The sequence below is a fragment of the Collinsella sp. Sow4_E3 genome, assembly GCF_052116285.1.
Classification (GTDB): domain Bacteria; phylum Actinomycetota; class Coriobacteriia; order Coriobacteriales; family Coriobacteriaceae; genus Collinsella.
The window spans coordinates 40149-51996 of the sequence record NZ_JBQKLJ010000009.1 but is presented as its reverse complement, the minus strand read 5'-3'; the positions used below and the strand labels follow the sequence as shown (position 1 = coordinate 51996).

Annotated in this window: 11 protein-coding genes and 1 tRNA gene; 9 read left to right on the top strand and 3 right to left on the bottom strand. The window is 55.8% G+C overall.

The genetic code is table 11. The features are described from left to right. The first annotated feature begins 36 nt into the window (after window positions 1-36). The 7 genes from ACTQ48_RS06835 to ACTQ48_RS06805 all read left to right on the top strand — a co-directional run bounded on the left by ACTQ48_RS06835 (window position 37) and on the right by ACTQ48_RS06805 (window position 6672). A complete protein-coding gene (locus ACTQ48_RS06835) occupies window positions 37-741 on the top strand; it encodes a GntR family transcriptional regulator (RefSeq protein WP_441568172.1) in 705 nt (234 codons plus the stop codon). Window positions 742-890: 149 nt separating this feature from the next. Next, the gene (locus ACTQ48_RS06830; RefSeq protein WP_152067324.1) at window positions 891-1310 is read left to right on the top strand and encodes a PTS sugar transporter subunit IIA; all 420 of its coding nucleotides are present in this window, start codon (window positions 891-893) and stop codon (window positions 1308-1310) included. Between the two features lie 62 nt (window positions 1311-1372). Beyond that, window positions 1373-1846, top strand: coding sequence for a PTS sugar transporter subunit IIB (locus ACTQ48_RS06825; protein ID WP_195364137.1), 474 nt, complete (start codon window positions 1373-1375; stop codon window positions 1844-1846). Window positions 1847-2040: 194 nt separating this feature from the next. Further along, window positions 2041-3075, top strand: a complete 1035-nt coding sequence (locus tag ACTQ48_RS06820; RefSeq protein ID WP_117629022.1) for an SIS domain-containing protein — start codon at window positions 2041-2043, stop codon at window positions 3073-3075. 81 nt (window positions 3076-3156) lie between these two features. Continuing rightward, window positions 3157-3930: a PTS mannose/fructose/sorbose/N-acetylgalactosamine transporter subunit IIC gene (locus ACTQ48_RS06815; protein ID WP_138339749.1), complete on the top strand. Its 774-nt coding sequence runs from the start codon at window positions 3157-3159 to the stop codon at window positions 3928-3930. Further along, window positions 3930-4778, top strand: a complete 849-nt coding sequence (locus ACTQ48_RS06810) for a PTS system mannose/fructose/sorbose family transporter subunit IID (RefSeq protein WP_138339748.1) — start codon at window positions 3930-3932, stop codon at window positions 4776-4778. Before ACTQ48_RS06815 ends, ACTQ48_RS06810 begins: the two co-directional genes overlap by 1 nt. 427 nt (window positions 4779-5205) lie before the next feature. Further along, window positions 5206-6672 carry an ATP-binding protein gene (locus ACTQ48_RS06805; RefSeq protein ID WP_152067326.1) on the top strand — a complete coding sequence of 489 codons (1467 nt, stop codon included), beginning with the start codon at window positions 5206-5208 and terminating at the stop codon, window positions 6670-6672. A 100-nt stretch (window positions 6673-6772) separates the two neighbouring features. Here the strand turns inward: ACTQ48_RS06805 and ACTQ48_RS06800 are convergent, their stop codons facing one another. Next, complete coding sequence (locus ACTQ48_RS06800) at window positions 6773-7264, bottom strand: hypothetical protein (RefSeq protein ID WP_441570437.1); 492 nt, start codon at window positions 7262-7264, stop codon at window positions 6773-6775. 215 nt (window positions 7265-7479) lie between these two features. On the opposite strand from ACTQ48_RS06800, the gene ACTQ48_RS06795 reads away from it, so the two are divergent. Continuing rightward, a complete protein-coding gene (locus ACTQ48_RS06795; protein WP_441570436.1) occupies window positions 7480-8562 on the top strand; it encodes an HNH endonuclease in 1083 nt (360 codons plus the stop codon). Between the two features lie 445 nt (window positions 8563-9007). Here ACTQ48_RS06795 and ACTQ48_RS06790 read toward each other — a convergent pair whose 3' ends face one another. After that, window positions 9008-9694, bottom strand: coding sequence for a DUF5710 domain-containing protein (locus tag ACTQ48_RS06790; protein WP_441570435.1), 687 nt, complete (start codon window positions 9692-9694; stop codon window positions 9008-9010). Window positions 9695-10081: 387 nt separating this feature from the next. Between ACTQ48_RS06790 and ACTQ48_RS06785 the strand changes: the two genes are divergently transcribed. After that, window positions 10082-11095, top strand: a complete 1014-nt coding sequence (locus ACTQ48_RS06785) for a hypothetical protein (RefSeq protein ID WP_441560562.1) — start codon at window positions 10082-10084, stop codon at window positions 11093-11095. A gap of 545 nt (window positions 11096-11640) precedes the next feature. Here ACTQ48_RS06785 and ACTQ48_RS06780 read toward each other — a convergent pair. Then, a tRNA-Val gene (locus ACTQ48_RS06780) sits at window positions 11641-11715 on the bottom strand. Window positions 11716-11848 lie beyond the last annotated feature (133 nt).

Below are 11848 nucleotides of genomic sequence, written 5' to 3'. Positions count from 1 at the left end.
TATAAGCTGCTGATTCCTTGCAAAGGTATGGTTGATATGGTTGAAGCAAATAGCGTTATCCCCCTGTACAAACAGATTGTTCGTGCGCTTTCTGATTCGATCGCCAACGGCACGTACCGCCCGGGAGATAAGCTTCCGACCGAGGCGGAGCTCATCGAGCAATTTGGCGTGAGCCGAATAACGGTTCGCTCCGCAATTAAAGAAATGGAAGATGCTGGGCTTGTTGAGAGGGCCCGCGGCAAGGGCACGTTCGTTTCGTCGGACACACAGATGTATGCCGCGGACGACCGTGAGAGCTTTACCCATTCGTGCCAGCTTGCGGGAAAACAGGCGTCTACCAGGGTTCTCGCAATGGGCTGGGACTTCCCAAGCCTGCGAGACGCGAAGTTCCTGGGTGTAGACGATACCCAAAAGGTATTGCGTAGTCGTCGTCTGCGCCTTGTGGATGGCAAGCCCACGATGCTGGAAACCAATAGCTATTCCGCTGCGCTTTCTTTTTTGGAGCATGAATCCCTCGAGGATTCGCTGATGGCGGTACTCGATCGCCAGGGGATCAAGATGGGCCCCAACACGCGTACGCTCGAGGTCTGCTATGCGAGCGAGCTCGAGGCGGCATACCTTAACGTGGAGCTGGACTCTCCGCTGCTTCTGTTTGTCGATAAACGTTATGCTCCAAGCGGCGAGCCGCTTTTCATCTCCCGTCAGGTGTACTGCACCGAGCGACTGAAGTTCTATCTGTAAGCAAGGGCGGCCGTTCTGTAAAAGGAGCGGCCGTTTTACCGACCAATTGTTACCGTTCGCGGAATTAGAGAATTAACGCACCGCAAAAAGGAAATTGCTTATATACTTTGTTATGACAATATAGTACGTCTTATTGATATTGGAGAACTATGAATAAGATATTGCTAGCGAGTCATGGTTATCTCGCCCAAGGTATGAAAAGCTCTCTGGAGATTCTGATGGGCGCCAACGACCGAATCGAGTGTCTGTGCGCCTATGTCGATGACGACACGAGGGATGTCGCAGCGCTTATCGATGCTTGGATGGAGTCGAAGGATCCGGCCGACACGTGGTTTGTCGTAACTGACATCTTTGGCGGCTCTGTAAACAACGAATTCATTCAGAGACAGACCACCGGATCGTTTACGTTGATCGCCGGAATGAACTTGCCGCTGCTGGTGGAAATGGTTACACAGCTGGACTCCCTGGATGCGGACAAGGCCAAAGCCGCGGTCGAGGGGTCGCGTTCGTTTATTCAGCTTTGCGAGGCGGCGGACATGCTTGCCGATGTCGAAGAAGAAGAGTTCTAGCTCAAGCTTCAACGAATAATTCAACCCTGTCATTACCTTTATTACGCGCGGAGATGATTACGATGATTAAGCTTACGAGAGTTGATTACCGATTGATTCACGGCCAGGTCGCCATGTCTTGGACGCATGCGCTGGATGTCGATTGCATCCTGTGTGCCAGCGATGCCGTGGCAAAAGACGACATGAGAAAAGCCGCTTTGAGGCTGGCTCGTCCCAACGGCGTGAAGCTCGTCATAAAAGATGTAAACGCGGCCATCGAGGCGCTCAACAGCGGCGTCACCGACAAGTATTCGCTGTTTATCATTGTCGAGACGATCGAGGATGCCTATCGCCTTGCTAAGGGTTGCAAAGACATCAAGGAGATCAATTTGGGCGGAACTCGAAAGTCTCCCGAGACCACGCTTCATCCGACCCCCGCGATCTTTGCGACCGAAACCGATGCCGAGCATATCCAAGAGCTTGTGAACGATGGCGTGGTTATCGAAATCCGTCAGGTTCCCAATGACTCAAAGGTACTTGCCAAGGACGTTTTCTAGCTGGAAACATGCCATTGTCTAGCATTTATTAACTAGGTCCTCCTTTCTTTGGCCCGCCGATCATTTGACCGGCGGGCTTTTTATTAAAGAAAAATCAAAAAAATCTGAAATAGTTCTTGCATAGTTAGTTATATAAAGTATTATAACGTCATGGGATGAATGAAGGGTTCATCCAAGTGAGTTAGGAGTAAGGGATGTTCAATTTCGATGAGCCTCGTTACGAGAAGGTTGTGAGCGATGCCCTCGCTCTCCGTCCTCAGATTGAGGCTGCCGTGGACAAGGTCTGCGAGCAGGGTTATTCCAACATCTTCTTCATCGGCTGCGGCGGCACCTGGGCCCACACGCTCCCGATGAAGTATTGGGTCGAGACCACCACGGCCGACGTCGACGTCCACTGCGAGATTGCCGCTGAGTTCCTCGCATGCCCGCCCAAGACCTTCAACAAGGACTCGGTCTGCGTCTTCTCCACCCGTACCGGCACCACCCCCGAGATCATCGAGGCCGCCAAGTTCTGCCAGGAGCAGGGTGCCCGCACGCTGATGTATGTCTCCAACGACAACACCCCGGCCACTGAGTACGCCGATTACAAGTTCTTCAGCTTCGCCGAGGACGACGTTCTGTGCGAGGCCATCTACACCTACCAGATCACGCTGGTCGCCCGCTTCCTCAAGAACGCCGGCGCCTTCCCCAAGTACGACACCTTCATGGAGGAGTTCGGCAACATCGCTCCGTACCTCATCAAGGCCAAGGACGCTCAGGACGAGCGCTGCGCCGCCATGGCCGAGGACTTCAAGGACACCGATTACCACATGGTGATTGGCTCCGGCATGCTCTGGGGTGAGGCCTACGACTACGCTATGTGCATTCTCGAGGAGATGCAGTGGATCAAGACCAAGTCTATCCACGCCGCCGAGTTCTTCCACGGCACCATCGAACTGTGCGAGGAGGGCACGAGCCTCATCATGCTCTACGGCGAGGACGACACCCGCAAGCTCATGGACCGCGTGGACAACTTCACCCACATGCTCGCCGACGAGAAGGGCGTCAACGTCCGCGTGAACAAGTTTGACACCGCCGAGGTCGAGCTGCCGTTCAGCGACCCCGAGTTCCGCAAGATCGTCTCCCCGATGGTCACCTACACCATCACCGAGCGTCTGAGCTGCCATCTCGAGCACGTCCGTAACCACCCGCTCACCACGCGTCGTTACTATCACCAGATGAACTACTAATCCTCTCAAATTGCTGTGGTTGTCTGCAGGCGAGCTGCGCAGAATGCCTCGCCTGCAGACCTGTTTCTGGGGTTGATCTAAATGGTTGTCCAGTATCTTCTAATTGCACTGGTCGCATTTATTGCGTCCATGGACGAGCAATTATTTGGCATTACGATGCTTGGTCGTCCGCTGTTTACGAGCCTGTTTGTCGGCCTGATTCTTGGCGATGTCCAGCAGGGCGTTATCGTCGGCGCTGCTTTGGAGTCCATGTTCATGGGCGCCATCATGGTCGGCGCGGCGGTTCCTCCCGAGGTCTATGCCTCCGGCGTGCTTGGCTGCGCGTTTGCCGTCATTACGGGTACGGGCACGGCAACTGCCGTCGCGCTCGCCCTTCCCGTCTCCGTCTTCCTTCAGGTGTGGCGCAACTTCTGCTACGCCGTTCCGGGTGCCTTTGCCTGTAAGAAGATTGAGACCGCTCTGGCAAATCGCGATCTTGCCAAGGCGAATCTGTACCATCTGACCATCGTGCCGCTGTCGATTGGCATTCCGTCTGCACTGCTGGTGTTTGGGTCGCTGTTCTTTGGTGCCGACCTCATCAACAATGCGCTCAGCGCGATTCCGCAGTTTGTGATGGACGGCCTCAACGTTGCGTCCGGCGTAATGGTCTGCATCGGCTTCGCTCTTCTTATTAGGACCATGGGCGACAACAAGCTTCTTCCTTGGCTGTTCATCGGCTTCATTATGGTCATTTACCTCAAGATGGACGTGGTCGGCGTCGCCGCAGCTGCCATTTGCGTCGCGCTGCTCCTGGCCTTCCGCGAGGGCTCGTCCGGTCCGCAGGCGGTTGCTGCAGATGAAGAGGAGGACTTCTAATGGCTACCCAGAACACCGACCTCAAAGAGGCCAAGAAGGATGCGATTATGACTCCCGATATGTATCGGAGCATGTTCCTTCGCCAGTTTACGAGCCAGTGCTCGCAGTCGTACGACAAGATGATGGCAATGGGCTTCATGTACACCATTCAGAAGCCCCTGCGAAAGATCTATCCCAACGACGACGATTACTATGCGGCGCTCGATCGCCATACTGAGTTCTTTAACATCACGCCTCATGTGCTTCCGTTTGTAGCCGGCCTAACGGTTTCGATGGAAGAGCAGGCGGCTGCCGATAAGAACTTCGACACGTCCTCGATTAATGCCATGAAGGTCGGTCTCATGGGACCGCTTTCCGGCATTGGCGATTCGTTCTACTGGGGTACGTTCCGCGTGGTCGCTGCCGGCATTGGTATTGGTATCGCTTCGACGGGCAACCCGCTCGGCCCCATCGTGTACGCGCTCATTTACTCCGTGATTAACTTTGCAACGCGTATCGTCGCAGCCCATCTGGGATACGACCTGGGAACCAAGTTTTTGCAGCAGTCCGAAGAGAACAACCTTATGTCTCGCATGACGCATGCTGCCGGTGTCCTCGGAATGACCGTTATCGGCGCCATGATTGCGGCACAGGTCTCACTGTCCACTGCCTTGACCTTTGACGTGGGCGGTTCGGAGATTGTCCTGCAGGATCTGTTCGATTCGATCTTCCCCGGTCTGCTGCCCTTGCTGGCAACCTTTGCCTGCGTCGCCCTGTACAAAAAGGGCGTCAAGACCATTTGGATCATCTTGGGCATCTTTGCAATCTGCATCATCGGAACGGGTTTGGGAGTGTTCGCGGCGGCGTAATGTTAACTCCTATGCTCGCGCGTTGGATAGCTAACTGACCGTTTGAAAACGGGGCTCGGCGTAAGGCCGGCCCCGTTTTTTTGAGGGATTTTCCGACTGTCCAAAAATCCACGCTCGTCCATAACTTACGCATCTCTCATCTCTCATTCGTCACTAATACGAGAGATAACAGAAAGACGAGAGATGAATATGAGAGATAACTGAGCAGCAAAGAGACAAGAAATCACGGTATTGTCTCAATACTGATTGTTCTACCAGCAAAAACATGTTTAAATGAAACAGATGGTAGATATCTTATCTCTCATCTTTCACTCATCTCTAATACGAGAGATAACAGAGAGACAAGAGATAATTACGAGAGATAACTGAGAGACGAAGGAAATCTATTCGCGGCATTCTCCGCCGGACCGAGCGAAAGGACGTGCAGATGAACGAGAACGAGCTGATCGGTCTGCTCGAGTCTTTAAGGCGCATGGGCTCGGACGATCTTAGCGTCGAGGTCAAGGAGAGCGCCACGACGCTTTCTCGCGACGTATGGGAAACGGTTAGCGCATTCGCGAATACCGCCGGCGGAATTATCGTGCTCGGCGTGAGCGAGCGCGCGGGCTTTGTCCCGGTTGAGGACTTTGAGACCGAGAAGGTGCTCAACCAATTTGTCGCAGGCATGGGTGATGCCGGCGGTCGCGGAAAACTGGCCAATCCGCCCAAATACACTATTGAGCGCGTGGAGCTTCGGGGCACCGTGGTTCTCGTTATCACGATTGAGGAGCTCGACCCGTCGAGCAAGCCCTGCTATGTAATAGAACGCGGCGCCCAGGGCGGCAGCTACAAGCGCATTGATGACAAAGACGTGCCACTTTCATCGACCGAGGTTTTGGCACTGTCGTCATACGAGCGGACGAGTCCTAGCGATCGCGATGCAGTGCCCGGCGCGGTTGCAGGCGATCTTGACGAGGCACTGGTCGATCGCACGATAGAGCGTGCTTTCTCGCTGACACCTCGGGCAATGCGCGGCGCGCCGGACAAGAAAACGAAGCTGGAGCGCCTGAATTTCCTCGACTCCCAGGGCAAAGTTACTAAGGCCGGGCTCCTGGCTGCTGGTGCCTATCCTCAGCAGTTCTATCCTAAGCTCTTTATCGATGTGGCGGTCTATGCCGGAACGCAGAAGGGCGCGGCGGGGTCGTTGAGGTTCATGGACCGTACGATCTGCGAGGGAACGTTGGGCGAAATGATCTCGGATGCCGTCGCGGCAGTCGCCAAGAATTTGCGGCGAACCTCGACGATCCAAGGCGTCTCGCGTGTCGACTCGCTGGAGATTCCCGAGGAGGTCCTGCGCGAGGCAATCGCCAACGCCGTAATCCACCGAGAATACGGAGATCGGTTCTGTGGGCAGTCGGTCGCTGTTGACGTCTTTGATGACCGTATCGAAGTGACGAACCCCGGCGGCCTATACGGAGGAAAGACTCGCGAGAACTTGTTTGACGGCAGCTCCCGGTGCCGCAACGCGACGCTCATGAAACTCATGTCGATTGTTCCGCTGCCGGATGGCGCAGGTTCGCCGGCTGAGGGCAATGGCTCGGGCATTCCGATGATGATCGACGCCATGTGTGCTCATGGTTTGGCCGAGCCCCTGTTCTGCCCGGGATTCGATCGGTTCAAAGTGGTTCTCTATCGCTCAAAGGTCGAGCCGGTCGACCACGGCGGTGACTTAATTGTGGCGGCACTTAAGCGTTGCGGTGAGCTGGGTACGCGCGAGCTGGCGGAGCACACAGGGCTCACAATTTCCCAGGTTAGGTCGCGCGTCAACACACTCATTGCTCAAGGCGAGCTTGAGCCCACAGCGCCGGCGACGAGTCGCAACCGCAAGTATCGACTGTCGGAGCGTGCGGAATAAATGCGCCAGCGGACGAGGTGACCCAATAATCGACTCTCGATTGGCGCCCGCTAAGGTAAGGCGGTTGTTGCCCAGTCGACGGCGAAGTTAAAAATCCGGCTTACGCTGGCATAGTCCCGAACCCATCCATCAAGAACAGCCTAAGAACCAGCTTGATGACATTTCCCGGTTTGATTTCTGCCGTGCCAAAGACGTGGCGCTCGGCGAGCTCGCTGCAGTATGCATAGATGTCGCGGATAAGGTCCGCGCCCGAAAGCGTAAACATGTAGCCTGCGTCCGAAAGTGCATTGGGCGCGGCGGGCAACTTGGCCATGTGGCAGAACGTTTGCAGGTCGGGCGCCATAACATTCTGGTAGTCGAGGTGGCCGCTGGCATCCTGTGCGGCAAGCTCCAATTGGCGCACAGAATCCAGCGCCGCCGCTAACACAAAGCTCGGCGTAGGCGCATTGACGTCCTCCGTGGTCGCCACAAGCCTGCCCGCCGCTTGCGTGACAAGCCAGGCGACCTCGCGCTGGCAACGCACGGCCTTGCGCGTCACCGGCTTGATGGACGAAGAAGAAACGCTTCCCTTAGGCGGATTCGAAGCAGCCACAAAACCCTCCCATGAACGACCCGGCCCAACAAGCCCGGATGAAACACGTGCTACATCAGTATACAGGGGAGTGGGATAGCGGGGTATGAGCGCGCCAGCGGCAAACCGAGAGCATCAACGATGTGCCGATCGCGGAATGAGATCTCGTAATAATTGACTCTCGGCCATATTATTGAGGGGCATGACTCGCGTTCGTATGGTTGTAGGTGCTGGCGATGAACGACATTGACCTTGCTGTTCCGTTGATGGATGGACCAAGCTATGACCGTGCCTGCAGTCTCGTGCCTTCCGAATACGTTGAGGCATGGGAGTGGTTTCTGGGTGAGGAGCAGCGCGGCGGCGTTTGGACCAGCCTTCCGCACCGCACCAAGGAAGATAGCCCTCAGTATCAGTATCGTTTGAGAATTGGCGCGGACTTCTTTCCCGTAACGCGGGATTCAGGGATCTTCTGGCCGGGCCAGGATCGGGTGAAGCAAGATCCCAATAAGATCTTTGCGCTTTCGATCCATAACTCTAAAAAGAGCTTCTACACCGATGTTCCTCCGCTCTATTTGGATGACGGTACGTGGGTCATTAAGTATTCGGTTCAAGCGCCAGGCGTCGTTGGTTCTCGAGACCAGAATTACAACCGTAAAATGCTCAACTGCATGGAATATGGCGTTCCAGTTGGAGTCATATTTGCAACCGAGGTGGGCTATAAGGTGCTCGGCCTTGCGTTTGTTGAACGGTTTGAGCCCGAAAACGGCTGGTTTGTTCTGCATGGTCCCGTTCATAAAGGCGGGCCTGATCCTCGTTTTGCGTCCGACATGAGCTGTCTGAAGCACATGTCAGCCGACATTGAGTTTGCCGGACAGAGTGCGACCGATGACGAAAAAGCTCGCTATGCGTTGAGACGCGAGCGATTGGGGCAGCAATGGTTCCGCAAGCAGCTCATTGCCGCCTATGATGGTCGCTGCGCGGTGTCGGGTTGTGGGGTTAACGAGGCACTGGAGGCTGCACATATCGAGAATTACTCGGGACCCAAATCACAGGTTGCCAGCAATGGCATTCTGCTTCGGCGCGATTTTCATGCTCTATTCGATGCTCATCTGATTTCGTTTGAGCCTGTTTGCGGCGAATATCGGCTGTGCGGATCGTACCTGCTGGATAAGACCGACTACGCTTCCTTTGCAGGTGCGACGCTAAGGCAGCCGAATGAGCGTCAGTGGCGACCCAATGCGGTGTTTCTCGAGGCCCATCGCATCGAGTTCGATCGCGCGGAAAAGAAGCGTGAAAAGGCGGGGCTTCTGCCGTATTAGCGTATTTGGCTTTGGCGGTCTTTGACGATTGTGTTGTTTGATCGGATCGCGTGGCGAGGCAATCTCGCGCCCGTCCGCCGGTGCATGCTCTTCCTGATTTGGATAGCGAGAGAGGAGCGCGTGTGAGCTGGCGAGGCGATATTGCGATGGGGAAGTACGGAAAACTGCCGTGTGCCCTTATCGACAACAATATGTTTCCGGGCGTAGAGGTTGATTGCGGGTCGTTTGCTGTCGCCTGTCCTTGTTGCGGCTCGCAAATATCGTGTCTCGATATTCGGTTCATCGATGCGCGCGACAGACTCAGCGACGAAGTGAGAAAACGGACGGGCGTTCATATGCCGGTGTATCCGGAGAAATGCCCTGTTTGCGGCCTCGATATCGTGTATGACGTTTGCGACGAGGGATAGGCGATGCGGAGGAGCTGGCTGTGAAGACTTCTCCGTTTCTACAAATAAACCCCCTCACCGAGCTTCTTGTGGAACTCGGCGTGATGGTCGCGTGCCCAGGTAAAGAGTGCCTGGTCAAAATTGGTATGCGTGGCCGGGACGCCAAAGACGCCGGCAACTTCGACGCGCACAAACTCCAGTGCCGGCAGCTTGTTGATGGCAGTGAGGGCAAACGGGGACGAGGGCTCCTCGAACAGATAGCGGCTGCCTTGCAGCGCGTCGCAACTGGTGCACGTGTTGCCGAGCGATGGGGCTTTGGAGGCTCGCGCGCCTACGGGCTTGTAGCCACAGCGCTTAGAAAGATAGTCGCGGATCTCGCCCGGGACGCAGCCAAGAGCGGGAACAATGGCGAGTGCGTTGGCATTGGTCGTGTCGATGGCAATGTGCCCGGCCTTGTTGGGTGCGTGCGCGATGGCGATGCCCTCGCCGTCATCGGCTCGATAGGGAATGCCGAAGGCCGCGACCGAGGTCTCTTTGTGGCATTTCCAGCATTCGCGCTTGCCCAGTACTAGATATATATACAGCGCAGAGGGGTCGGATCGGTCAACACCGGGCAGCCACTCGGCAAAGGGCTCGGGGTTGACGCCGCTGGGTACATACCAGATCTTCTTGGTCCGGTCCCATTTGGCGCCCAGCGCCTTGGCTTCTTCTTTGCGCGAAAAGGGAACATCGAGCTCGGTGCGCATGGTGGCTCCTTGGTGCTGCAGGTGTAAGTGGCTCAAGGATACCGCAGGGTGTGGACGTTGTGGCGTTTTGCCGAGAAGCCGCGGTGCGGACTGGTTGGTTACGCCTTGGATAAACTGGCAAGTAGATGGTCGGCTTTTGGCCAGTTGGGCGGCAACCTTGCCAAAAACTTGACGGATTGCGGTTTGGGCATCGGCGAATGAACACTTTGGCGCACCTCGGAGAAAAAACCACCGGTCGTTTGTCGGAAACTTAACAGAACCGCCAGCCGCCGCCGGCGTGCGTGCTATCTTCGCGCCATGAGGTACTTTATCGTTTCACATAACGCCGCATTGGCGCTGTTGGCGCACATGCCGAACCCTCGCTTTGGGGATTCGGAGCCAGAGGTCGTGTCGATTGCAGGCGCCTGTGCGCTCTTGGATCAAGAAGCGCAGGAGGTTATCGATCGCTATGACCTGGGGATCGAAACGCTGGATTTGCTGGTGCCGTCGCGCGCCGGCCGTCGGCAGAGCAAGCATGTTAAGACGCATCTGTGCACCAACGAGCTCCCGGCGGGTTCGTTTATCTCGCTGGGCCACTGGATGGGCGACCTTGATGCGTATGTGTGCTCTCCCGAGCTGGCGTTTTTGCAGGCTGTGCACGATGGCGATGTGGCAGCGGCCGTCTATGCCGGCTATGCGATGACATCGGATTACCGGCTGGATAACCTTGCTCCCGGTGGGGTAACAGGCAGGGATGCGGGCATGCGCGATAGCAGGCTCACGACTAAGGAGCTCATCGAGGCGTATATCGAGAAGTCACCCAAGGTGAGGGGTATCGCGAAGGCAAAGGCGCTGCTTGCATATGTGATCGAGGGGTCGCGCTCTCCGAGGGAGTCGGGGCTCTGCATGTTTATGTCGCTGCCTGCGCGCTACGGCGGGTATGCATTGGGCAAGGCCGAACTTAACAAGAAGGTCTTCATTCGCGATGGATACAATGACGGACGCGATCACAAGCTTCGCGTGTTGGAGCGCACACCCGACATAACGCTTACGGCTAAAGTCGAGGTGGGCATGGATAAAGTAAAGGCCGGACTGCTGCCAGAGGTGCTGACCGCGATGGTCGATTACGATAGCGATGCCATTCATGACGGACGCGAGAAGATTTACAAGGATGCCGAGCGCCGCAACGAGTTGGAGCTGTTGAGCGGCGTGGCACACTTCACCGTGACGACTGAGCAAGCAAATGACTACGACAAGCTCATCCGGCTGTGCGAACGTATCCGACGGAAGCTGCACCGGAACAAGCGACCCATTTTTAACAAGCCCATGAGCGAGGAGCAGCGATACTTTGCCCTCAAGCGCGTCGAAGCGAAGCGGTTTAAGCTTTGGCAGGCCGTAATCGAGGCGCGTCAACATTGGTAGGGGCGGTTGCTGGGCATGGGACCAAGGGCCTCATTGTCAGGTCTAATACTTTTCCCGAGAAGTGAACGAGTCAAAACGGACCCCCGAAACATCGACACTTTTGGTGGCTTATTTCCTGCGGTTTTATCATTGGAATCCTGCGGTTTTGGCTGCAAAAAGTGTGGATGCTTCGGGGGTCCAAATAAGGTCGTTCACTTCTCGGGAAAAGTATTAGACCTGGTTATGGGAAGGTTGTCCGGATGTGGCCGCGAGGCTTGCGAAGGCCAGATCGGGGCGGTCGCCAAGGCTGTTTGGGTGATTTTGGGGCTGGTTGGGGCGGTCGCCGGGGTTGTCTGGGCGACTTTGGGTGTGGCAGGGGTAATTGCCGGCGATACCGAAGCAACTTGGGGTCTGCCGGGATGATTGCCGGTTATGTAGAGGCGGTATCAGCCTCGATTGGGATGGTTATTGGAGCTGCCGAAGCGGTTTTGGGTGCCACGGCGCCCTTTTGGCTTAGCACATAAAACAAAACAGCCCAGAGGCATAGCCTCTGGGCTGCGAACATTTGGTGGGCGTTACAAGATTTGAACTTGTGACCTCTTCCGTGTCAGGGAAGCGCTCTCCCCCTGAGCTAAACGCCCGATCAAGGGTGCGCAAGTGCGCAAGGGATAATATAACGGAGCTTGAACTCGGTGGCAAGAATATTTTTTAAAATCGCTAACGTTGTGGAATCAAAGGGCTTTGTCGCGCCCATTTTAAAAGAGCTCGCTGCCG